Source organism: Pseudomonas sp. IAC-BECa141, assembly GCF_020544405.1.
Lineage (GTDB): Bacteria > Pseudomonadota > Gammaproteobacteria > Pseudomonadales > Pseudomonadaceae > Aquipseudomonas.
This window is the reverse complement of sequence record NZ_CP065410.1, coordinates 5,422,547-5,445,786: the sequence shown is the minus strand read 5'-3', so window position 1 is coordinate 5,445,786 and position 23,240 is coordinate 5,422,547. Positions and strand designations below refer to the sequence as shown.

21 protein-coding genes are annotated in these 23,240 nt (G+C 61.2%); 8 read left to right on the top strand and 13 right to left on the bottom strand.

The features are described from left to right. The first annotated feature begins 2 nt into the window (after positions 1-2). Complete coding sequence (locus tag I5961_RS24955) at positions 3-815, top strand: YfaP family protein (RefSeq protein WP_227233655.1); 813 nt, start codon at positions 3-5, stop codon at positions 813-815. 671 nt (positions 816-1,486) lie between these two features. Here the strand turns inward: I5961_RS24955 and I5961_RS24950 are convergent. The 9 genes from I5961_RS24950 to I5961_RS24910 form a co-directional block, all read right to left on the bottom strand. Next, on the bottom strand, positions 1,487-2,227 hold the full coding sequence (locus tag I5961_RS24950; protein ID WP_085697633.1) for a helix-turn-helix transcriptional regulator: 741 nt from the start codon (positions 2,225-2,227) through the stop codon (positions 1,487-1,489). Between the two features lie 221 nt (positions 2,228-2,448). After that, entirely contained in the window at positions 2,449-2,976 is a 528-nt protein-coding gene (gene ppa, locus I5961_RS24945; protein ID WP_007933577.1) for an inorganic diphosphatase, read from the bottom strand. A gap of 114 nt (positions 2,977-3,090) precedes the next feature. Then, positions 3,091-3,903 carry a zinc-dependent peptidase gene (locus tag I5961_RS24940; RefSeq protein ID WP_227233654.1) on the bottom strand — a complete coding sequence of 271 codons (813 nt, stop codon included), beginning with the start codon at positions 3,901-3,903 and terminating at the stop codon, positions 3,091-3,093. Between the two features lie 4 nt (positions 3,904-3,907). Then, the gene (locus I5961_RS24935; RefSeq protein WP_085697631.1) at positions 3,908-4,558 is read right to left on the bottom strand and encodes a DedA family protein; all 651 of its coding nucleotides are present in this window, start codon (positions 4,556-4,558) and stop codon (positions 3,908-3,910) included. Positions 4,559-4,785: 227 nt separating this feature from the next. Then, on the bottom strand, positions 4,786-5,247 hold the full coding sequence (locus tag I5961_RS24930; protein ID WP_007958617.1) for a GNAT family N-acetyltransferase: 462 nt from the start codon (positions 5,245-5,247) through the stop codon (positions 4,786-4,788). Positions 5,248-5,363: 116 nt separating this feature from the next. Continuing rightward, positions 5,364-6,197: an ethanolamine ammonia-lyase subunit EutC gene (gene eutC / locus I5961_RS24925; protein ID WP_413541584.1), complete on the bottom strand. Its 834-nt coding sequence runs from the start codon at positions 6,195-6,197 to the stop codon at positions 5,364-5,366. Further along, positions 6,194-7,588 carry an ethanolamine ammonia-lyase subunit EutB gene (locus I5961_RS24920; protein ID WP_227233650.1) on the bottom strand — a complete coding sequence of 465 codons (1,395 nt, stop codon included), beginning with the start codon at positions 7,586-7,588 and terminating at the stop codon, positions 6,194-6,196. The genes eutC and I5961_RS24920 overlap by 4 nt, the downstream gene beginning before the upstream one ends. 80 nt (positions 7,589-7,668) lie before the next feature. After that, positions 7,669-9,039 carry an ethanolamine permease gene (gene eat, locus I5961_RS24915; RefSeq protein WP_227233648.1) on the bottom strand — a complete coding sequence of 457 codons (1,371 nt, stop codon included), beginning with the start codon at positions 9,037-9,039 and terminating at the stop codon, positions 7,669-7,671. A 297-nt stretch (positions 9,040-9,336) separates the two neighbouring features. Further along, positions 9,337-10,857 carry an aldehyde dehydrogenase family protein gene (locus I5961_RS24910; RefSeq protein WP_085703098.1) on the bottom strand — a complete coding sequence of 507 codons (1,521 nt, stop codon included), beginning with the start codon at positions 10,855-10,857 and terminating at the stop codon, positions 9,337-9,339. 299 nt (positions 10,858-11,156) lie between these two features. Between I5961_RS24910 and I5961_RS24905 the strand changes: the two genes are divergently transcribed. The 4 genes from I5961_RS24905 (at position 11,157) to I5961_RS24890 (ending at position 15,537) form a co-directional block, all read left to right on the top strand. Beyond that, on the top strand, positions 11,157-13,073 hold the full coding sequence (locus I5961_RS24905) for a sigma-54-dependent Fis family transcriptional regulator (protein ID WP_227233647.1): 1,917 nt from the start codon (positions 11,157-11,159) through the stop codon (positions 13,071-13,073). Between the two features lie 193 nt (positions 13,074-13,266). Then, complete coding sequence (gene mpl / locus I5961_RS24900) at positions 13,267-14,616, top strand: UDP-N-acetylmuramate:L-alanyl-gamma-D-glutamyl-meso-diaminopimelate ligase (protein ID WP_227233645.1); 1,350 nt, start codon at positions 13,267-13,269, stop codon at positions 14,614-14,616. Then, on the top strand, positions 14,613-15,260 hold the full coding sequence (ubiX, locus tag I5961_RS24895) for a flavin prenyltransferase UbiX (protein ID WP_227233643.1): 648 nt from the start codon (positions 14,613-14,615) through the stop codon (positions 15,258-15,260). The genes mpl and ubiX overlap by 4 nt, the downstream gene beginning before the upstream one ends. After that, the gene (locus tag I5961_RS24890) at positions 15,253-15,537 is read left to right on the top strand and encodes a YceK/YidQ family lipoprotein (protein ID WP_085703102.1); all 285 of its coding nucleotides are present in this window, start codon (positions 15,253-15,255) and stop codon (positions 15,535-15,537) included. The genes ubiX and I5961_RS24890 overlap by 8 nt, the downstream gene beginning before the upstream one ends. Before the next feature lie 43 nt (positions 15,538-15,580). Here I5961_RS24890 and I5961_RS24885 read toward each other — a convergent pair whose 3' ends face one another. The 4 genes from I5961_RS24885 to I5961_RS24870 form a co-directional block, all read right to left on the bottom strand. Then, positions 15,581-18,178, bottom strand: a complete 2,598-nt coding sequence (locus tag I5961_RS24885) for a hypothetical protein (protein ID WP_227233642.1) — start codon at positions 18,176-18,178, stop codon at positions 15,581-15,583. A gap of 218 nt (positions 18,179-18,396) precedes the next feature. Further along, positions 18,397-19,038: an oxidoreductase gene (locus I5961_RS24880; RefSeq protein ID WP_085697622.1), complete on the bottom strand. Its 642-nt coding sequence runs from the start codon at positions 19,036-19,038 to the stop codon at positions 18,397-18,399. A 27-nt stretch (positions 19,039-19,065) separates the two neighbouring features. Further along, the gene (locus tag I5961_RS24875) at positions 19,066-20,793 is read right to left on the bottom strand and encodes a C13 family peptidase (RefSeq protein ID WP_085703104.1); all 1,728 of its coding nucleotides are present in this window, start codon (positions 20,791-20,793) and stop codon (positions 19,066-19,068) included. Between the two features lie 110 nt (positions 20,794-20,903). Beyond that, the gene (locus tag I5961_RS24870; protein ID WP_034153755.1) at positions 20,904-21,359 is read right to left on the bottom strand and encodes a MaoC family dehydratase; all 456 of its coding nucleotides are present in this window, start codon (positions 21,357-21,359) and stop codon (positions 20,904-20,906) included. Between the two features lie 193 nt (positions 21,360-21,552). Between I5961_RS24870 and I5961_RS24865 the strand changes: the two genes are divergently transcribed. Genes I5961_RS24865 through I5961_RS24855 form a run of 3 tightly spaced genes read left to right on the top strand, consistent with a single transcriptional unit; the run spans position 21,553 to position 23,232 of the window. Then, a complete protein-coding gene (locus I5961_RS24865) occupies positions 21,553-21,915 on the top strand; it encodes a CidA/LrgA family protein (RefSeq protein ID WP_085697620.1) in 363 nt (120 codons plus the stop codon). Continuing rightward, positions 21,915-22,631 (top strand): LrgB family protein, encoded by a 717-nt coding sequence (locus I5961_RS24860; protein ID WP_007958637.1) that lies wholly within the window; start codon positions 21,915-21,917, stop codon positions 22,629-22,631. The genes I5961_RS24865 and I5961_RS24860 overlap by 1 nt, the downstream gene beginning before the upstream one ends. Before the next feature lie 10 nt (positions 22,632-22,641). After that, positions 22,642-23,232 carry an LON peptidase substrate-binding domain-containing protein gene (locus I5961_RS24855; protein WP_227233640.1) on the top strand — a complete coding sequence of 197 codons (591 nt, stop codon included), beginning with the start codon at positions 22,642-22,644 and terminating at the stop codon, positions 23,230-23,232. Positions 23,233-23,240: the final 8 nt, after the last annotated feature.

Sequence of the window (23,240 nt, the reverse complement as noted above, 5' to 3'; positions counted from 1 at the left end):
CCATGACACACCGTTATCCACAGGTCTTGCTGTTGCTTTGCGCGTTCGCCGCTGTTTCGCCGGTGATCGCCGCTGACGGCGTCAAACTCGACACCCCGGTCGGCGGCTGGCGCAGCGGTGCGCCTGAAGGCGAGGGCGAGAGCTTTCGCCAGACGGTCAACTACCCGGCCTCCTCGGTGAACACCCCCCTCGGCCAGGCCAACACCGCGCGCATCAGCGGCGAAATCAAGGCCACCCCGAAAAACAAAGAGCCCGGCCGCCTGATCGTCAACGGCGTCAGCATGCCCCTGAAAATCGACGACAGCGGCCGCTTTGATCGCCCGTTCTCCTTCCCCAACGGCAGCAACAGCGTTGAAGTCCGCAGCCCCGACGGTCAGCAACGGCATCGCACGCAATTCCTCAACACCAGCGGCGGCGCCACTCCGGCGAAACTTCGGGTGTTGCTGACGTGGGACAGTGACGGCACCGACCTCGATCTGCACCTGATCACACCCGACGGCGCACACATCTGGTACGGCGACCGCGTCGCCCCCAACGGCGCGGCCCTGGACGTCGACGTGACCACCGGTTACGGCCCGGAAATCTTCGCCATGCCGGCGCCGATCAAGGGGCAGTATCTGGTGTATGTGAATTATTTTGGCGGTGGGTATCGCGGGGATGATGAAGGTGGGGAAGAGGCGGTACAGCCGCTGACTACGGCGCAGGTGACGGTGATTACCGAGGAAGGGACACCCAGCGAGAAGATGGAGACGTTCCTGGTGCCGATGCGGGCGGTGGGGGAGTTGACCTTGGTGAAGGCGTTTAGTTATCCGTGAGGGGATTGTGCAACGGGCTGTTGCACAGTTGAATTGGGCAGCAGCTTATTGCCCGATTGCGGTACCAATTCTCGCGAAACTACGGCTTGGCTGGATTCGACGTTACAACTCATCCAGGCTTATCTTGACTCGCTGAGGAGCGACAAGACGTTCGTGGACTGCGGCGATAAGCGCCACATCCTCCTTGCAGCGTAACTGGGCTTTGATCAGTAACTGATCCCTATCTGAGAGTTGCGGCTTCTGACAGTCATCATTATGGATTTTTGAGGAGTCCGTGATGGAGCACCGTAATGAGTTTTGCCATTACGGTAGCAAGGAAGATATTGGGGCATTAGATTTGGTTTTCTTGCGGGCATTAAAAAGCCGGCTTGTGGCCGGCTTCTCGGGGACTGGCTTGGTTTATTTTTGGTAAACCGCGCCAGCCTTCAAAACGTACATCCGGATCTTGCGTCCGGCTGTGGGACTTGGTCAGACAGTGGTCTGCCGCGTCAGGCGTCATCTGGGCCGCTTGGCGGGTCGATGCGCGAATGTGGGGCGCAGGATACTGAGTTTTGTTGGGGATTCCCAGTCTCAAGTGCGGATTAGAGCGATTTCTGCGGCAGGACGCGGGGATTTGTACCGTGTAGCCGGGCCTCTTTGCAGGCTAGCCAAGGGCCGGGAGTGACAGAGGGTCAGAGAAACGGCACCACCGGTCGCCGCTTGCCCAGCGTCGACCACCAGAACACCCACCCCAATACATGAATCCTCTGCTCTTCGATCTGCGCAGCCCTGAAGATCTCGTCCGGGTATTCGGCGCTGTTGTGGCTGCGCAGGCGCAGGGCGTTGCCGGGCATGCGGTGCAGGTATTTGATGCGCAGCATGCCGTCGTGCTCGATGGCGTAGATTTCGCCGTCCACCACCTGGGTGAGGCCGCGGTCGATGGCGAGGGTGGAGCCGTCTTCGATTTTCTCGGCCATGCTGTTGCCGATCATGTGGGTGCAGATGGCGTCGGAGTGGCGGATTTCCAGGGCTTCGAGGTGGCTGCGGGGCAGGCGGATGGTTTGGTCCGGGTCTTTGATGACGTGGGTCTTGTCGGAGCCAGGGGCAGTGGGGGCTTCCTTGTAGAGCGGCAATTCGATGTCGTTGGTTTCGAGCACCGTGTAGACGCCGCGAATGGCATGGGCATCGAGGATGTCGCCCGAGTCCGTATGCAGGTGCGGGGCCTCTTTCGGGCCTTCGCCGGTCTTCAGCCATTGGCTGTTGACGGACAGCAGGCGTGCGACCTCTTCCAGGCGGTACGCGGGTACGCCCCGGGTGTACCAGTTATGAACGTTTTGGGCTTCCGTGCCCCAGAACTTTGCGAATCCCGTGGTGGTGATGTTCGCAGCTTCCAGGAGTGCCTTGAATCTTGGACCGCTAGTGTTCTTTCTCATAAACGCGAGTCTACGACCGGCCTAGAGCGGTTTGAATAAACCTTGCGTTCAAAATCAGGGCAAATTTTGCGACGGGATGTAAGGCGTCCTTGTGGGAAATTACACACACTAAAACTTTTCTGTAGGCTGCTATAAACAAGCTGTTTAAGCCCTGGGCGGCCAGGCACAAAAAACCCCGGATCAACCGGGGTTTTCTTCAAGCGTGTCGCAGGTCGCGAGGCTTAGCCTTTGTAGGCAGCAACCGACTTGGTGATCGCGGCGCGGGCGGCGTCTGCACCGTCCCAGCCTTCGATTTTCACCCATTTGCCTTTTTCGAGATCTTTGTAGTTCGCGAAGAAGTGCTCGATCTGCTGGATCAGCAGGGCTGGCAGGTCGGTGTATTCCTTCACGTCCACGTACAGCTGGGACAGCTTGTCATGCGGAACTGCGATGACTTTGGCATCGCCGCCGCCGTCGTCGGTCATGTTCAGGATGCCGACCGGACGGGCGCGGATCACCGAACCTGGAGCAACCGGGTAAGGGGTTACGACCAGTACGTCGAGGGGATCACCGTCGTCAGCCAGGGTGTTCGGGATGTAACCGTAGTTGGCCGGGTAGAACATCGGGGTGGCCATGAAACGGTCAACGAACAGGCAATCGCTGTCTTTGTCGATTTCGTATTTGATCGGCGCGTGGTTGGCCGGGATCTCGATCGCGACGTAGATGTCGTTCGGCAGGTCTTTGCCAGCCGGAATCTTGCTGTAGCTCATTGGGCGTTGCCCCCGTTAGTTGACCAAAAACACTTGGCCGGATTGACCAAAAAGTGGCGGCGATTATAGGCATATTCTGCCGTGGACGCCACGTACCGGAAGTCGTGCAGACCTTTACTCGTGAGCCTGATAGACCGGGTCGGTGGCCTGAAGTTGCTTCAGGCGGGCCAACGGATCCTGGCGGTAGAAAAGGCGCAACTGCGCATACACCCGTGGATAAGCCTCGTGCAGCAGATCCGGAGCGCTGAAGAAGTACTCGCTGGTGACGGCGAAGAATTCGGCCGGGTTCTCGGCGGCATACGGGTCGATGGCGGTTTCGGCATCGGGGTTGCGGTCGAGCTGGCGATTGAGGTCGTCGTATGCCGTCTGCATCACCTCGGCCCAGTCGCTGACCCGCATATCGGCGTGCAGCGGTGGCAGGCCGTTGGCGTCGCCGTTGAGCATGTCGAGTTTGTGTGCGAGTTCGTGGATCACCAGGTTGTAGCCTTCCCAGCCACCACTGGCCATCACGCCGGGCCAGGCGAGGATGATTGGCCCTTGTTGCCACGCCTCGCCGCTGTGTTCGCCGTCCCATTCATGCTCGACGCCGCTGGCATCGCGATGGCGTTGGGGGCTGAGGAAGTCGTCGGGGTAGAGGACGATCTCGTGGAAACCCCGATACCAGTTCAGGTCGCCGAGATGCAAAAGCGGCAATTGGGCCTGGGCGGCGAGCAGCAGGCGCTGTTCCTGATGCAGTTCGACGCCGGGCAGGGCGGTCAGGTGTTTGTCTTCGAGGAACAGCACGCTGGCTTCGCGCAGCCACTGGTCTTGCGCGGCAGTGATGCCATCGAGAAAGCTCAGGTGATGACGCACCCGCTGCCACATATCGTCGGCAATCGGGTGCTTGGCCAGAATGCGCCGGCGGCGCCAGGCGCTCAGCGACCACATCGGCTTAGTGCGATTGGGCTTTGGCGCCGCCGAAACGGCTGCGAATCACGCCGATGATCATCGGTACCAGCGACAGCAGGATGATGCCGACCACCAGCAGCGACAGGTTCTTCTTGATGAACGGCACGTTGCCGAAGAAGTAACCGAGCGTGACCAGACCGCCGACCCACAGGACGGTGCCGAATACGCTGAAACCGAAGAAACGCGGGTAAGGCATTTTCGCGACACCGGCAACGAACGGTGCAAAGGTGCGGATGATCGGCAGGAAGCGCGCCAGGGTCACGGTTTTGCCGCCGTGCTTGTCGTAGAAATCGTGGGTCTGTTGCAGGTAATCGCGGCGGAAGATCTTCGAGTTCGGATTGCTGAACAGCTTTTCGCCCGCCGTTCGTCCGATCACGTAGTTGGTGCTGTCGCCCAGGATCGCCGCGAGCATCAGCAGCCCCGCCAGCAACACCGGGTCCATGCCACCACCCGCAGCCACGGCACCGGCGATGAACAACAGGGAATCACCCGGCAGGAATGGCATCACCACCAGACCGGTCTCGCAGAAGATCACCAGAAACAGGATGGCGTAGATCCATGGCCCGTAATTATTCACCAGCAGGTCGAGGTAAACGTCGAGATGCAGGATAAGGTCGAGCGGGTTGAAATCCATGGAGGCACCTGTGGTGATGGCCTGACTCGGCAAGCCTGTGCGGATGACTTCGTGTAAGCCTACAAGCGGGTGTAGTTTTTCTTACAAGCCGGAAAGATCGGGATTATACGGGCTGAGGGGTGAAAAGCGTGTTGGTTTTGTAGCGGGGAATGTCGGTGTGAACAAATGTCGGGTTGGAATTTATTCCGGGGAGGGCGTTCGCTTCCTCCCCGCCGTACGCCCGGCGATCAGAGCTCGTCGCTGATCGGCAGCACGTAGTTCTTGAACTCGGTGTCTTCCTTGAACCCGATGGATTCGTAGGTTTTCTGCGCGACTTCGTTGTCGGCACTGGTGGAGACGCGCATGCGCACAGCCTGGGTTTCCTTGGCCATTTTCTTTGCGGTGCGGATCAGGTTGTCGGCCACCAGTTGGCGGCGGGCGTCTTCGGCGACGTAGATGTCGTTGAGGATCCACACGCGCTTGAGCGACAGGGAGGAAAAGCTCGGATAGAGCTGGCAGAAACCCATGAGTTTCTTGTCGTCGTCATCGGCCAGCGCCAGGTAGATCACCGATTCCTTGCGTCGCAGGCGCTTTTCGAGAAACGCCCGGGACGAGTCCGGATAGGGCAGGGAGCCGTAAAACTCGCGGTACTTAACGAACAACGGGGTCAGCAAATCCAGGTGTTCGAGGGTCGCTTGGATAATCCGCATGGTAGGTCTCGTCCTTCAAGTGGCTGTCTTCACGTGCTCTGACGGCGATGGGAAACCCGGGCGGCCGTGCATCGATCCTGCCTCAAACCTGCGCAGAAAGGCAATGCGGAAACGGTTCAGGCTGGGGGCGGATCGAGCAGGAAATTACTCTTCATGTCTGCACCGGCTTCCGATTCCAGCGTCTGAACCTGCGCCTCGTCCTTCAGATTGACGCCCGACAGCTGTCGCCGACAGGCTTCGCGCATCAGGTACAGCAGGCGATGCGCCGCCATGCCGTAGCTGAGCCCTTCCAGCCGCACGTTGGAGATGCAATTGCGGTAAGCATCCGTGAGACCGACCTTTGGATTGTAGGTGAAATATAAACCCAGGCTGTCCGGCGAACTGAGGCCCGGACGCTCTCCGATCAGCATCACGACCATTTTGGCGCCCAGCAATTGGCCGATTTCATCGCCAATCGCCACCCGCCCTTGTTCCACCAGCACCACCGGCGCGGTCGACCATTGATCGGCGCTCATTTGTTCCTCCAGTCGGGTCAGGAACGGCAGGGTATGCCGATGCACCGCCAGCGCCGAGAGACCGTCCGCCACAACGATTACCAGATCTACACCGCCCGGATGCGTCTGGGCGTAGTCGCGCAGGGTCTGGGCGGATTGATCGCTCAATTTGCGCCCCAGATCCGGGCGTTGCAGGTAGCTGTTGCGATCCACCGCCGCGCTGTGCAGCAGCAGACTTTCGCGCCGGCGTTCAGCCAGTTGGGCGCTGAGCCCGGCATGATCGAACGGCAAATGCACTGCGTCCCGGGCCTGCGCGTGGGCATATTGGAAATCCAGTTGTGCGCGGGTCGGCATGCTGGTGCCGGTGCGACCGAGGGCGATGCGCGCCGGGGTCAGACGACGCAGCTCCAGCCACGGGTTTTGCGGATCGACGGGCGGTTTTTCCATCTGACTCATCCCAGTTGCGCCAAGGCCTGGCGGAAAGCCGGCGGCAGGTTGTTGCCGAAGCGGACCTTGCCGTCCGCCTGGGTGAAGATGCCCATGTTCGCCAGCCACTGCTCGAACTCCGGTGCCGGCTTCAGGCCCAGGGTCTGACGCGCGTAGAGCGCGTCGTGGAACGAAGTGGTCTGGTAGTTGAGCATAATGTCGTCGGAGCCGGGAATGCCCATGATGAAGTTGATCCCGGCCACGCCCAGCAGGGTCAGCAGGGTGTCCATGTCGTCCTGGTCGGCTTCGGCGTGGTTGGTGTAGCAGATATCGCAGCCCATCGGCACACCGAGCAACTTGCCGCAGAAATGGTCTTCGAGGCCGGCGCGGATGATCTGTTTGCCGTTGTAGAGGTATTCCGGGCCGATAAATCCTACAACGGTGTTCACCAGGAACGGCTTGAAATGGCGCGCCACGGCGTAGGCCCTTGTCTCGCAGGTCTGCTGATCGACGCCGTGGTGGGCGTTGGCCGACAGCGCGCTGCCCTGACCGGTCTCGAAATACATCAGGTTCTGCCCGAGGGTGCCTCGATTGAGGCTCAGGCCCGCTTCATAACCTTCTCGCAAAATGTTCAGGTTGATGCCGAAACTGGCGTTGGCCGCTTCGGTGCCGGCAATCGACTGAAACACCAGATCCAGCGGCACGCCACGGTTGATCGCTTCTATAGAAGTGGTGACGTGGGTCAGCACACAGGCCTGGGTCGGAATGTCGTAGCGCTGGATGATCGCGTCGAGCATTTCCAGCATCGCGCAGATCGAGGCGATGCTGTCGGTGGCCGGGTTGATGCCGATCATGGCGTCGCCGTTGCCGTACAGCAGCCCGTCGAGAATGCTCGCCGCGATGCCGGACGGTTCATCGGTCGGGTGATTGGGTTGCAGCCTTGTGGATAACCTTCCACGCAGGCCGAGGGTTCCGCGAAATTTGGTGACGACGCGGATCTTCTGCGCCACCAGTACCAGATCCTGCACGCGCATGATCTTCGACACGGCGGCGACCATTTCCGGTGTCAGGCCGGGGGCCAGAGCACGCAGGCCGGACTCGTCGGCCGCCTCGCTCAACAGCCAGTCGCGAAAGCCGCCAACCGTTAGATGGCTGACAACCGCGAAGGCCTGTTTGTCATGGCCGTCGATGATCAGCCGGGTGACTTCATCGGCTTCGTAGGGAATCAGCGCTTCCTGCAGGAAATGCGTGAGCGGGATGTCGGCCAGCGCCATTTGCGCGGCCACTCGCTCGCCATCGTTGAGCGCGGCGACGCCGGCCAGGAAATCCCCGGAACGTGCCGGACTGGCCTTGGCCATCACGTCCTTGAGGCTGTCGAAGCGGTAGGTCTGGGCGCCGACGGTATGGGCAAATGCGGCCATTGGGCGCGTTCCTCCTGAATGAATGCTTTTAGTGCAGGCACCGAGCCTGAGGCCCGGTGCCGGTGCAATCCGGATAACGTTCAGACACTTTCGAGCATAGCGTCTGCCGGTGCTTCGGAGCGTTGTTTGGCGGTCAGCTGGAAATACAGGTAACCGGCGGCCATGAAACCGAGGAATACACAGCCGATCAGCGTGTTGAACCAGGCCATGGCCACCAGGCACACCAGCGCCAGGAACAGCGCGATGGCCGGCACCACCGGATAGCCCGGCGCGCGGAAGGTGCGCTCCAGATTCGGCTCGGTTTTGCGCAGTTTGAACAGGCTGAGCATGCTGATGATGTACATCATGATGGCGCCGAACACCGACATGGTGATCATCGCCGCCGTCAGGGTCATGCCTTGCAGATTGACCAGTCCGTCGCTGTAGATCGCCGCGATGCCGACCACGCCGCCGGCCAGGATCGCCCGGTGCGGGGTCTGGAAACGCGAGAGTTTCGCCAGGCCTTTCGGCAGGTAACCGGCCCGGGCCAGGGCGAAGAACTGCCGCGAGTAGCCGAGGATGATCCCGTGGAAACTCGCCACCAGCCCGAACAGACCGATCCACACCAGCATGTGCATCCAGGTCGAATTGTTGCCGACTACCGCTTTCATCGCCTGCGGCAGCGGGTCGTTGATGTTCGACAACTGGCGCCAGTCGCCGACGCCGCCGGCCATCACCATCACGCCGATTGCCAGGAACACCAGGGTCAGGATGCCGCTGACGTAGGCCCGTGGAATCGTGCGTTTCGGGTCCTTGGCTTCCTCGGCCGCCATGGCCGCGCCTTCGATGGCAAGGAAGAACCAGATCGCGAAGGGAATCGCCGCGAAAATGCCCGGAATCGAGCCCATTGTGAACTCATTGGCACCCGACCAGCCATTCAGCACGAAGTTGCTGAAGCTGAAGCCCGGTGCCACCACGCCCATGAACACCAGCAGTTCGGCGACGGCGAGCACGGTAACCACCAGCTCGAAAGTCGCAGCGATGCTGACGCCAAGGATGTTCAACGTCATGAACACGAAATACGCACCGACTGCCGCGAGTTTGGGGTCGAGCCCCGGATATTGCACATTCAGATACGCGCCGATGGCCATGGCGATGGCCGGCGGGGCGAACACGAATTCGATCAGGGTGGCGATCCCGGCGATCAATCCGCCTTTCTCGCCGAACGCCCGGCGGCTGTAGGCAAACGGCCCGCCTGCATGGGGAATCGCGGTGGTCAGTTCGGTGAAACTGAAGATGAAGCAGGTATACATGGTCGCGACCATCAGGGCCGTGACCAGAAAACCCAGGGTTCCCGCCGTGCCCCAGCCATAACTCCAGCCGAAGTATTCGCCGGAAATCACCAGGCCGACGGCAATGCCCCAGAGGTGCAGGGTGCCGAGTGTGGGTTTGAGCTGTGTGGTGGAAGTCATAAGTCCTCTCTGTCTTTTTTATTGTTCGATCTGTTGGACTTTCAGGTGCAGCGGTTGAGTGGGTGGATGCTGTTCACGCAGCGGCAGTGTTCATGCAAATCCTGAATGACAGGTACGCAAGGCCCGTGCCAGAGCGGCCAGGCCATTTGGGGTGTGTCAGTCAGGACGCTATCGCCGGCAAGCCGGTTCCCACCAGGATCTGCGCAAGCCCCAGCAGCACCAAAACCTGTGGGAGCTGGCTTGCCAGCGATGGCCAGTTAAAGGGCAACACAGGACTCCCTGTATTGCCCCGAGGTTTTAGAAGAAGCCCAGCGGGTTGATGTCGTAGCTCACCAGCAGGTTTTTGGTCTGTTGGTAATGGTCGAGCATCATCTTGTGGGTTTCACGGCCGACGCCGGACTTCTTGTACCCGCCGAACGCGGCATGCGCCGGGTACAGGTGGTAGCAGTTGGTCCACACGCGACCGGCCTTGATGGCGCGGCCCACGCGATAAGCGCGGTTGATGTCGCGGGTCCAGAGGCCGGCACCCAGGCCGAACTCGGTGTCGTTGGCAATTGCCAGGGCTTCGGCTTCGTCCTTGAAGGTGGTGATGCTCACCACCGGGCCGAAGATTTCTTCCTGGAACACACGCATTTTGTTGGTGCCCTTGAGCAGGGTTGGCTGGATGTAATAACCGGAGGCCAGGTTGCCTTCGAGTTTTTCCACCTTGCCGCCGGTCAGCAGTTCGGCCCCTTCGCCCTTGGCGATTTCCAGGTACGAAAGGATCTTGTCGAATTGCTGCTCGGACGCCTGGGCGCCGACCATGGTGTCGGTGTCGAGTGGGTCACCCCGTTTGATCTGGCTGACCTTTTTCATCACCGCTTCCATGAACTGCGGATAGATCGACTCCTGAACCAGTGCGCGGGACGGGCAGGTGCAGACTTCGCCCTGGTTGAAGAACGCCAGTACCAGACCTTCAGCGGCTTTTTCGATGAAGCTTGGCTCGGCCTGCATGATGTCTTCGAAGAAGATGTTCGGCGATTTGCCGCCCAGCTCAACGGTCGACGGAATGATGTTCTCGGCAGCGCATTTCATGATGTGCGAGCCGACCGGCGTCGAGCCGGTGAAGGCGATCTTGGCGATGCGCTTGCTGGTGGCCAGGGCTTCGCCGGCTTCTTTGCCGAACCCTTGCACCACGTTCAGCACGCCCGGCGGCAGCAGGTCGCCGATCAGCTCCAGCAGCACGCTGATGCCCAGCGGGGTTTGCTCGGCAGGCTTGAGTACCACGCAGTTGCCGGCGGCGAGGGCCGGGGCGAGTTTCCACGCGGCCATCAGAATCGGGAAGTTCCACGGGATGATCTGGCCGACCACGCCCAGTGGTTCATGGATGTGATAGGCCACGGTGTTGCCATCGATCTCGGCGGCGCTGCCTTCCTGGGCGCGCAGGCACCCGGCGAAATAGCGGAAATGGTCGGCCGCCAGCGGGATGTCGGCGTTGAGGGTTTCGCGGATGGCTTTGCCGTTGTCCCAGGTTTCGGTGATCGCCAGGGTTTCGAGGTTCTGCTCGATGCGGTCGGCGATTTTCAGCAGGATCAGCGAACGTGCCTGGGCGGAAGTGGAACCCCAGGCATCGGCGGCAGCGTGGGCGGCGTCCAGGGCTTTTTCGATGTCTTCGGCCGTGGAACGCGGGAATTCGGCAATCGGTTGGCCATTAACAGGCGAGGTGTTGGTGAAGTACTGACCTTTGACAGGCGCGACGAACTCGCCGCCGATGTAGTTACCGTACTTGCTCTTGAACGAGACTTTGGCGCCGTCAGTACCGGGGTGAGCGTAACGCATGATGTTCTCCTTGGCTGTTGTATTTATCAGAGAGACGCGCATGAGCGCTTGCTATAAGCGTAGAGCAAAGGTCGGGCCACTGCCGTGCAGGTCAGGCAAATCAACGCCTTGCGCGATTTCCGTCGGACAAGTGGCAAGCGTCTGTGACGCTATCGGTACAGCTTGGGTGACAGTTTGTACCGCTTCTGGCACAACCCGTGACCGGGCAGTCTTGCCAGCATTGCAAAGACCGGTTGGCTGGAGGATGCTGGGCACCACTTCACGCATGGGCCGATGAGCCTCGGGGAGAATAATAAGAAATGCACGACAACCATTTGAGTCGCCATGCCCAACAGGTTCTCACCGTCACCCAGGGCAAACCGCACCTGCATGGTCCCGGTGCCGACCCGTCGATTGCCCGCTCGTGGCTGCGTTGTCTTGAGGACTATCACCTCGACCCGGCCCTGACCATGGCGCCGACCGTGCTCGAACACGGTCGTGTCCTTGAAAGCCGCGAACGGTTGCAACAGGTGTTGCAGATCGCCGGCAATGAAATGAGCAGCCTGCATCAACAGCTCTCCGGCGCCGGCCACGCGGTACTGCTGACCGACGCGCGCGGGGTGATCCTCAACTGCGTCACCGCCCCCGCCGAACGCAAGATCTTTGAACGCGCCGGCCTGTGGCTGGGTTCCGACTGGAGCGAGGCCTGCGAAGGCACCAACGGCATCGGCACCTGCCTGGTGGAGCGCCAGGCCCTGACCATTCATCAAGACGAACACTTTCGCGGCCGCCACACCGGCCTGACCTGCTCGGCGAGCCCGGTGTTTGACCCCCATGGCGAACTGCTGGCGGTGCTCGACGTTTCCTCGGCGCGACACGACGTCTCGCGCCAGAGCCAGTTCCACACCATGGCACTGGTCAATCTGTCGGCGAAGATGATCGAGAGCTGCTATTTCCTGCGCTGCTTCGATAACCAATTGTTGCTGCGTTTCCATCTCCAGGCCGAATCCGTCGGGCTGTTCAGCGAAGGGCTGCTGGCGTTTGACGGGGAAGGGCGGATCAGCGCGGTCAATCAGAGTGCATTGAACCTGCTCGGGCATATTCGCGGCGGCTTGCTCGGCAAACCGGTGGAGGCGTTTTTCGATTGTTCGCTGGATGAATTGCTCGGGCGCGCCAGTGCCAATGCCAGCGCCAGTTGGCCGTTGCGCACCCGTGACGGTCGGCATCTGTTTGCGGTGCTGCGCGGCGAAACCCGTCGGCCGTTGCCGGCCGCGCCGGCTCCTGCGCTTGTCGAAGCGCCGCGTCTTGCAGGTATTTGCCTCGGTGATGCGGCGTTGCAGGCGGATTTTCGCAAGTCGCTGCGGGTATTCGAACGTGACGTGCCACTGCTGATCAACGGCGAAACCGGCTCCGGCAAAGAGGCATTCGCCAAGGCTGTGCACAACGCCAGTCAGCGCGCCGGCAAGGCGTTCGTCGCCCTCAACTGCGCGGCGATTCCCGAAAGCCTGATCGAGAGTGAACTGTTCGGCTATCGCGGCGGCAGTTTCACCGGCGCGCGCAAGGACGGCATGCGCGGCAAGCTGCAGCAGGCCGATGGCGGCACGCTGTTCCTTGATGAAATCGGCGACATGCCGCTGGCCTTGCAGACCCGACTGCTGCGAGTGCTCGAAGACCGGCAAGTGGTGCCGATCGGCGGCGAGCCGGAAGCGGTCAACGTGCGGATCATCAGCGCCACTCACCGCAATCTGCTGGAGCGGGTTGGCGACGGCAGTTTCCGTGAAGACCTTTACTACCGGCTCAACGGGCTGGAAGTCGCGTTGCCGCCGTTGCGCAAGCGCAGTGACAAGTCGCAGTTGCTGGATTTCCTGCTGGCCGAAGAGGCAGGCGGGGAAACGATCCTGATCGAAGCGCCGGCGCGCCAGGCATTACTCGGGTTCAACTGGCCGGGCAATGTGCGGCAGATGCGCAATGTGCTGCGCACGCTGGCGGCGTTGTGCGATGAAGGTCGGATCGGGCTCGATGATCTGCCCGCGATGTTCCGGCAGGTGCAGCCGCTCCTGGTCAAGGTCGATGAGTCGTCGTCCGAGCATCCGCTGGAAGATGCCGAGCGGATGGCCTTGCTCAATGCCCTGGAGCACACCCGCTGGCACATGACCCACACGGCGCAGCAGTTGGGCGTCAGTCGCAATACGCTTTATAGAAAGCTGCGCAAGCACGGGATTGCCCGAACCGCCTGAATCTTCGTGCTGATCGTTCCCACGCTCTGCGTGGGAATGCCTCCCCGGACGCAGAGCGTCCGCTTTTGGACGCAGAGCGTCCTGCGCTGCATTCCCACGCAGAGCGTGGGAACGATCATGTCGGGTGATCAGCTAAAGAGTGCCATTTCCCCCTCCCTGCGCTAACCTGCGGCCATGTTTTACGAGGTCGACTATGCACATTCATATTCTGGGTATCTGCGGGACTTTCATGGGCTCGATGGCGGTTCTGGCCAAAGAGCTGGGCCATCACGTGACCGGCTCCGATGCCAACGTCTATCCGCCGATGAGCACTCAGCTCGAAGCCCAGGGCATTGAGCTGACCCAGGGTTACGACCCGGCGCAGCTCGATCCGGCACCGGATCTGGTGGTGATCGGTAACGCCATGTCCCGCGGCAACCCGGCAGTGGAATATGTGCTGAACAAAGGCCTGCCGTACGTCTCCGGCCCGCAATGGCTGGCCGACCATGTGCTGCAAGGGCGCTGGGTGCTGGCGGTTGCCGGTACACACGGCAAGACCACCACCAGCAGCATGCTCGCCTGGGTGCTGGAACATGCCGGCATGAGCCCGGGCTTCCTGATCGGCGGCGTGCCGCAGAATTTCTCGGTGTCGGCGCGTCTGGGCGGCACGCCGTTCTTCGTGATCGAGGCCGACGAATACGACAGCGCGTTCTTCGACAAGCGTTCGAAGTTCGTCCACTACCGTCCGCGCACGGCGATCCTCAACAACCTTGAGTTCGATCACGCCGACATTTTCCCTGACTTGCCAGCCATCGAGCGGCAGTTCCACCATTTGGTGCGAACCATCCCCAGCGAAGGCCTGGTGATTCACCCGACCACCGAACCGGCCCTGCAGCGTGTGATCGAGATGGGCTGCTGGACCCCGGTGCAAACCACCGGTGCTGGCGGTCAGTGGCAGGTCAAGTTGCTGAAAGACGACGGCTCGGCGTTCGAAGTGATGTTCGAAGGCGTGCCCCAAGGCGTGGTCGAGTGGGAATTGACCGGCCAGCACAACGTCGCCAACGCATTGGCCACTCTGGCGGCGGCGCGTCACGTCGGCGTTGTGCCGTCCATGGGCATTGCAGGGTTGAGCGCTTTCAAGAGCGTCAAACGCCGGATGGAAAAAGTCGCGGAAGTACGCGGCATCACCATCTACGACGACTTCGCCCACCACCCGACCGCGATTGCCACCACCCTTGACGGCCTGCGAAAGCGCATCGGCGATGCACCGCTGATCGCGATCATCGAACCGCGCTCCAACTCGATGAAGCTCGGCGCCCACCGTGACGGTCTGCCGGACAGCGTGGTCGATGCCGATCAGGTGATCTGGTACGCCCCGGCCAACCTCGGCTGGGATCTGGCCGGCACCGCCGCGCTGTGCACGGTGCCGTCGATTGTCAGCGACTCGCTGGAAGGCATCATCGAGCGCGTGAAGAGCCAGGCCCAGCCCGGCACCCATGTGGTGATCATGAGCAACGGCGGCTTCGGCGGCCTGCATGGCAAACTCGCCGAGGCGCTGAAATGAACACTTTTTCCCGTGACGGCGGCACGGAACGCATCACGCTGGCGATGACCGGCGCGTCCGGCGCCCAGTACGGTTTGCGCCTGCTGGACTGTCTGGTGCGCGAGGATCGCGAGGTGCACTTCCTGATCTCCAAGGCCGCGCAACTGGTGATGGCCACCGAGACGGATGTGTCGCTGCCGGCCAAGCCGCAAATGATGCAGGCGTTTCTCACTGAATACACCGGCGCGGCCGCCGGACAGATTCGGGTCTACGGCAAGGAAGACTGGATGTCGCCGGTGGCCTCGGGCTCCGGCGCTCCGGCGGCGATGGTGGTGGTGCCGTGTTCGACCGGCACCTTGTCGGCCATCGCCACCGGCGCCTGCAACAACTTGATCGAACGGGCGGCGGACGTCACCTTGAAGGAGCGTCGCCAGTTGATTCTGGTGCCGCGCGAAGCGCCGTACTCGAGCATTCACCTGGAGCACATGCTCAAGCTGTCGAACATGGGCGTGACCATCCTGCCGGCCTCGCCGGGTTTCTATCATCAGCCGCAGACCATCGTTGACCTGATCGATTTCGTGGTGGCGCGGATTCTCAATCTGCTGGGTATTCCCCAGGACATGCTGCCGCGCTGGGGCGAACACCACCTGAGCAGCGATGAATAAGCTGCTGGCGATCGCGCTGGCGCTGCAACTCACCGGCTGCGCCACGGTGCGCACGCTGGATGCCGCCAAGCCCGGCGCGCCGGTGGTGTATTCCGGCACGCGGCTGGACTTGTACGCCATGAACGGTGGCTGTTGTGCGATGGACCGGTTCGGCGCCGAGGCCCCGAGCTATCCCGGAGTGGATCTGCCGGCCAGCGCACTGCTCGATACGCTGCTGTTGCCGTTGTCGCTGCTGACGGTGATCGGTGTAGGGTTTCAGGCGACTGGCGGACTGTAAAAATCAAAGGCTCGACCCCGCAGGGTCGAGCCTTTGAAACGCCCTACAGCGTGATCGTTTCGGGCGGAAAGACGATGTGGTTGGAGAAAACGTCCTGTCCTGCCGGCAACTCGATAATGCGTTTTCCGGCTGTCGCCACGTCATCGATCAACTCGTCATATTCATTCCGGTTCAATTCCCCTGCCCGTGTGCGTGCCTCGATGGCGTCAACGGCGTTCTGATCCGATCCAGTGGCGCGTGTCAGCGCCTGCAGATGGATGTCTTCCACTGTCGCCGCGCGAGTCATGCTTGAGTTGACCAGCCAGACGCGCCTCGACGTGAAGCCGATCGACGACATCGAAACATGACCCTCCATCTTCATGCTCGGGAACCACGTTGTGCCGTCCGCAGGGCTTCGTTCGAGTCGCGTCGGGTTGTAGACGCGATTGTCTTGCCCCGCTACGACCTCGACATTGCGGGTATCGAGCAGGTAGCAAAACTGGATGCGCTGAGCAGGGGGCGTCGAGGTACCGCTGACTGGCTGGTGCGCTCCCTTGCCTGCTATTCCCATGGTTTCATTCGCAAAGCCCATGGCGGTCTTCAGGCTGAACATTGCACTGACAGGTATCTCGCTTGTGGCACCCCTTGCCGATATTGCCTGTGGGACCATGGCCGCGGGCCGGGCTATTTCGAAAGGTGTCCGGTTATCCACTTTGAACATGGCGGGCGTATCGGTCCTGTACAGGTAGTTGTGCTTGTTGCGTTTAAAGCCGCTGATGCGCAACAGCCCTTGAAAGAAGGGATCGGTCAGGCTGGCCTTCAAGAGGCTGGTGCCTTCTCCCTGATTTCTCAGTCGGATGATTTCTGCATGGATTTCCGGCAGAAACGGATCGAAGAGTTTTTCGTTGGTCACCCGGCGGGTGCGTTCTTGATGAGTCCTGACCCACCCGGGCAGCTCATCATTGATCAGATTCTTGAACTGCCCGGTTGGCGACAACTCCTTGCACAATTTCGCCAGTTGCTGGACGGAGAGGTTGTAGGGCTGGAACCGGGCGAGAACCTGCTCTCGTGATTTGAGCGGTGAGTCAGGATTGGTCCACAGCCTCAGGTAGTCGATCAGTTTCTCGCGCCGGGAAGGGTATTTGCGTTGTTTGACCCAGTCAGGCGGTTTCTGATGAAGCGCAACGTCCCGACGAAAGCGCACGATGTCGGGCCCTTCGATCCTGTAAAGATTCCAGATGTCGACGTCCCGCCAGAAGGGGCGCAGGACGGTCTCTTGATGGATCGAATAATCGGTGGCTTTGACGACGATCAGTCCGGCACCTTCACGAAACGCCAGTTGAGTGAGCGGTCCGTGACTGTCATCCAGGCCAGGTTTGCGCTGCATCTCGACATAACCGTGAAAGTTCGACTTGTCGAGATCCCAGGTGTAGTGGCGCTGGTCACCGTACGTCGTCGCAGGGGTGTCCCTCGTCTCGGAAATGTCAGGGTCTGGCTGGCGTGGCAACGGCGATTCCTGGACGTGTGTTTGGGTTGTCGACCGTTGCGGCAACGGGGATTGCTGGTCAGCTGGAGCGCGGTGCAGGGAGACCGATTCAAGGTGTTTCACCCACTCGGCGGGTGTGCGTTTCTGATGCTCCAGAAGCCGGTTGAACATATCGCGATCCATGTCCGGGCCCAGCCAGCGACGAAGCTCGTCAAACAGATAAACGTTTTCCATCCGGTCTGGCCGGACTCTGGCCCACTGAGGCTTCTTGCCGGTGCTGTGGGCTTCGGTGCGAAAGCGGGTGATATCGGTGCCTTGCAGTCCGTAGAGATTCCAGATGTCGCGGTCCGTCCAGGCGGACAGCAATCGGGCTGGCTGATCGATGGGATAAGCAGGCCGCTCAACACTGACAAACGATCCGTTATCGTCCCGGAAGGCGTGGTGCGACCGAGGTCCGACGGAATCGTCCAGCCGCATTTTCCGGTGCATGACCACGTAGCCGTGGTGGTGAGTCGTGGCGCTGTCCCACACGTAATGCCGGGTGTCGATGTAAACCGGTGGCGTGTTTGATTGTGTGAGGGGCGCAAGAGTCTGTTGTGACGTGTCCTGCGAGCTGACTGCCGGTCGATGGGCCGCAGATTCGATCAGAACGCCGGTTTCGGGTGGCTCACCAACTCGCCAGGTATTGCTTTGTGAGTCGAAATGCAGCGCCGGGCCGGAGGGGTGTGCTTCCTTTGGTCGCATGGCTCGATAGGTTCCGGCGCCGTCGTCCCAGCCCACCATCACGGTACCGGTCGAGGTGTATTGAACCTCGGCGTAAATTCGCCCCCGGTAGATACGCAATCCTTGTGTCATGACGGCAGGCAAAAGCGTTCGCTCCTGTGGTGGCAGCGCGTACTCAAGAATGTTTTCGGCCGGGCGAAGGCTATCGGAGGACGTACTCTCCCGGACTGCGGGAGCCAGGTCCTGGATCAGTAACCCGGGCAATGATTCGCTTGAGGTCAGCTGTGTCGAATGCTGTTGCCCGGAGGGATTGGCGTCCGGCCCCGCAGGCCGGATCTGGCCTGGACGCTCAAGTCGCGGAGTCGACAGGGGGATCGATGTATCGGCTGGAGTGCCGGGGGCGCGGGTGCCTTTCGGTGTGGTCTTTTTGGGTGCCATCAGGCGTCCTTTCATTGATTACCTGCTGTCGGGGGCCGTCCGATGACGACATGACGGATGCAGGTGTGCCAGAGGGCACGTTATCCATGAAGGGGGAGGGGCGTGTGGTAGATAGATAGGGCGCGGTTGTCGAATCGATTCGGCTCATTTCAGAGAGCAGTTCAACACCGGATCCTCTGACTTCATTGAAAGATGATGGTCTGGATCTGCGTTGAACTGCTTCATGCGCGAACTCACTTGCCGAGCTTGCGCAGCTCATCCGATTCGACGATACGTACTCCGTCCTGCTCTTCCAGTGCAAGGCGCCACATGGCACGGGCCAGTTGGCAGGCTTCGATGCCGCGGTATTTGCCGGGAATCAATTTGGAGAACGGCGCGGCAAGCTGCTCGCCCAGGCGCGGCTCGCTGCGTTCGCCGAGCAGCAGGGAAGGTCGGCAAATGGTCAATTGCGGCCAGTCCTGCGCGCGCAATGCGTATTCCATCTCGCCTTTGACCCGGTTGTAGAACACCGAGGACCGGCGATCGGCCCCCAGGGCACTGATCACGATCAGGTGGCGTGCACCCATTTCCCGGGCGCGCTTGGCGAATGCCACCACCATGTCCAGATCCACGGCGCGGAACGCCTCTTCGGAGCCGGCCTGTTTGATGGTGGTGCCGAGGCAGCAATAGGCGATATCGACCCGACCGGACAGTTGCGGCAGGAAGGTCTGTGGATCGCCGACCGGATTTTCCAGATGCGGATGTTCAGCCAGCGGCCGGCGTGAGGGGGCAAGGACGCGGCTGATCGTCGGTTCGTTGAGCAGACGGTCGAGCAGATGTTCACCGGTCAGTCCGGTGGCTCCGGCAAGCAGGACATGCTGAGGCGTCAAGTACATAGTGTCTCTCCCTTGATACTGTTCAGCTTAGTTGCTCTTTGTTGCTCCGTCGTTCAACGCAGCACTTTGCAAGGCTTTTCTCGCTTGCTGTTTGCGCAGCAGTTGCCAGTGTGCCAGCACGGTTTTCGGTGCCCAGATCTGCGGTTCAGAGGCCTCGAAGTTGTCCGCCAGTTCGCGCTCGGCGACGGTGGCCTTGGCCAGTTTGAAGGCTTGCTCCAGGTCGTCGGTCTGGTTCAGGGCCTGGGCGAACAGGGCGTCGCCGAAGTAGGTGAAGTTGGCCTCCTCGGAGCAACCGAACGACACGCGGTCGGCGCGCGCGGCGGTCATGATCAGCGTGCGCTCATCCTTCAGCGCCGGAATGAAACCCCCGGAATAGCACGAGGAAATGACGATGATCTTGTCGCGGTTCTTCAGCGGCGCCAGCACGGCGGCAAGTTCATCGGCGGGCAGGTCGGCCAGTTCCATGCGCGGCTGATCGAGCACCAGTTCGTGCTCGGCGGTGCCGTGGCTGCTCAGGTAGATGAAAACCAGATCTTCCGGGCCGCTGCGTTCGGCCAGGGTCTGGGCTGCGCGGCGCAGGTTTTCGCGGGTGGCCATGGGCCGGTCGCCGAGGTGGTCGCGATGATTGACCAGGCGAATCTGGCCAAACGCGCCGAAACGGCTGGTGAGCATGTTGGCCACGTAATCGGATTCGCGCAGGAACACGCTTTGTTTGCCGTCGCCGCCGAGGGTCAGGGTGTACAGCTCCACTGCCGGGGTCGAGGCCGGCACATTGGCCAGCGCCTCGTCGAGCAGGCGACCCTGGGCCAGCAGGCCGAGTTCGAGGGTGTCGGGCAGCAACTTGCCGTCGGCATCGCGCACGCGCTGGCCGTTGATCCAGGTGCCGCTGAGCACGCTGCCATCGGTGAGCACCAGGGTGCCGCGTCCCGAATAGCTGTCGCTGTCGAACCCGCCGACGTAGAAACTGCCATCGGCCAGGTTCAGCCGGCCCTGACCGCTGAAGCGCCAGTCATTGAAATAGCCGATGTAGTGGCTGCCGTCGGCGCCGATCAGTTCGCCCTTGCCGGTCAGCGCGCCTTCCTTGAACTGCCCGAGCCAGACATCGCCATCGGCGTTTTCGTAGCGGCCCTTGCCGTGCAGTTGATTGTTTTTGAAGCCGCCGACATAGATGTCGCCGTCGGCACTGTTGAATGTACCGTTGCCTTCGAGCTGGCCGTTGACGAAGTGGCCGGTGAACTGATTGCCGCTGGCATCGCCGCGCTGGCCTTCGCCATTGGGTTTGCCGTGGGCGAACTGGCCCTGATAGGAGCTGCCGTCATCCAGCTCGAGACGGCCGAGCCCGGAATACTGGTCGGCCTTGAATTCGCCGCGATAGGTCATCGCATTTTCTTTGAGGGTGCCTTCGCCGTCGCGCCGGCCCAGCTTGAAACCACCGGTGTAGCTGCCGGCCGTGGTGGTCAGCGTGCCCTGGCCGTCGAACAGCCCTTGCTGGAAGTTGCCGCGATAGACCTCGCCATTGCTGCCGTGCCATTCGCCCTGGCCGTGCCATTGCCCCTTGTCGAACGCCCCGGCGTACCAGCTGCCGTTGGGGTAGTCGACCCGGCCCTGACCTTGCAGCAAGCCATCGACCAGTTCACCGCGATAGCGGCCGCCGTCGGGCAGACGCGCATCCGGCGGCAAGAGTGATTCGCCGTCGCCACACGCGGCCAGCAACAGGGTCAAGGCAAGGGGAGCAAGAGGAGCGAATGAGCGCATAGCGGGATCCGGGCAATTAGGCGACCGAGTATGCCGCAGCTATGTGACCTTATACAGCCGGCGGGGAGGAGCGGATGCGAAACAGCGTGAGCCGCTTCGCATCCAGGCGCTTAAACGAAGCAGAGCGACAGCGGTTCGGCGATGTAGGCCGGTTTGTCCGAGCCTTCGATCTCCAGGGTGGCGGTGGCCTTGAGCAGCCACTGGCCAGGTTTTTTCTCGGTCACTTCACCGAGGTCGACCTTGAGCCGGACCTTCGAGTTGACCTTGACCGGCTGGATGAAACGTACGCTGTCCAGACCGTAGTTGACCACCATCTTCACGCCTTGCGGCAGGACCAGTATGTCTTCCATCAGTTTGGGGATCAGCGACAACGACAGAAAACCGTGTGCAATGGTGCTGCCAAATGGCGTTTGCGCGGCTTTGACCGGATCGACATGGATGAACTGGTAATCCCCGGTGGCTTCGGCGAACAGGTTGATGCGCTCCTGATCGATGGTGAGCCATTCGGAACGTCCGAGTTCCTTGCCGACATAATCTTTGAGCTCTGCAACTGGAACATAGGGCATTGAGACTCTCCTTGGGTTCATCGGTTTTATAGTTTTTCAGGTGGGGGATTTGACCGCCCTGCGAACCACTGTAGATCATCATGGCAATTTGCTCAGGTCAACCGACCATGCTTTTGGCGAATGCCGATCCATAGCGCAGGCGTGCTTATAATGCCGACGACTTGCAGGTTGGAAAGTAAGACGGAGATGACGGATGTTGCTACGCGGCCTGACGTGGCTGGTGCTGTTTCAATTGCTCGGCACGGCTCTCAATCATTTGCTGTTGCCGGTGCTGCCGGGGCCGATCATCGGCCTTTTGCTGTTGCTGGTATTCCTGATCGTGCGCGGTGAGGTCGGCGAACCGCTGAATCTTGCCGCCGGCAGTCTGTTGCGTTATCTGCCATTGCTGCTGGTGCCGCCAGCGGTGGGCGTGATGGTGTATGCCACGGCGATTGCCGCGGATTTCTGGGCCATCGTCGGGGCGCTGGTGGTCTCGCTGATTCTGTCGATGGCCTTTGCTGGCGTGCTGATGCAGCGCCTGGTCAAGCGTCATGCGCCGCATTCGGAGGAATCCTGATGCTGTTCGACTGGCAAGGGGCCTGGGCGTCGGTGATTCACCACCCGCTGTTCGGCATCGGCATCACCCTGGGCGCTTATCAACTGGTGCTGGCGGCGTTCGAGAAAACCCGCTGGATCTTTCTGCAACCGGTGCTGGTCTCGATGCTGTTGGTGATTGGCGTACTGGTTGGTTGCGGTCTGACTTACGCCGAGTACCGCAAGAGCACGGAAATCCTCAGTATTCTGCTGGGCCCGGCAACCGTCGCGCTGGCGGTGCCGCTGTATCTGAATCTGCGGCGCATCCGCCAATTGTTCTGGCCGATTTTTACTACGCTGGTGATAGGCGGCGTGGTCGCCACGGGCATGGGCGTGGCGCTGGGCTGGTGGTTCGGTGCCGATCACATGATCCTGATGACCATGGCACCCAAATCGGTGACCTCGCCGATCGCCATGCTGGTGGCTGAGCAGATCGGCGGTGTCGCGGCACTGGCGGCGGTATTTGTGTTGATCACCGGGGTCATCGGCGCGATCTTCGGTCCGGCGCTGCTGACTCGCCTGGGCGTGCACAGCCCCGAGGCACGCGGCATGGCGCTGGGCATGACGGCACATGCGGTCGGCACCTCGGTGGCGTTGCAGGAAAGCGATGAGTGCGGCGCCTTCGCGGCGCTGGCGATGAGTCTGATGGGCGTGGCCACGGCGGTGTTTCTGCCGTTGGCGGTGTCGATGGTGGTGTAAGGAAATGTCTATGAGTCTGCCGCTTTTTCCGCTGAACACGGTGCTGTTTCCCGGCTGCAATCTGGATTTGCAGATCTTCGAGGCACGCTATCTGGACATGATCGGCCGCTGCATGAAACAGGGCGGCGGGTTCGGTGTGGTGTGCATCCTTGAAGGTAGCGAAGTCGGCGTCGCGCCGGAAGGTTTCGCCATGGTCGGCTGCGAAGCGCGAATTACCGATTTCCAGCAGCAGGACAACGGACTGCTGGGCATCCGGGTGCAGGGCGGACGGCGCTTCAGCGTGCAGCGCACCGAAGTCCAGCGCGATCAGTTGATCGTCGCCGAGGTCGAGTGGCTTGACGAAGAGCCCGAGCAACCGTTGCAGGATGAAGACGCCGATCTGGTGGCGCTGCTCAAGGCCCTGGCCGAACACCCGATGGTCGAGGCGCTGAACATGGGCATCGAAGCGGCGGGGCAGCAGTCGCTGGCCAATCAGTTGGCCTATCTGCTGCCCTTCGCCGAGGAAGACAAGATCGACCTGCTGCAACTCGACAACCCGCAGCAGCGACTGGATGCGATCCAGGCGCTGCTCGACGAGTTGCAGGGCGAGTTGTTCGCTTGAGACTCGGC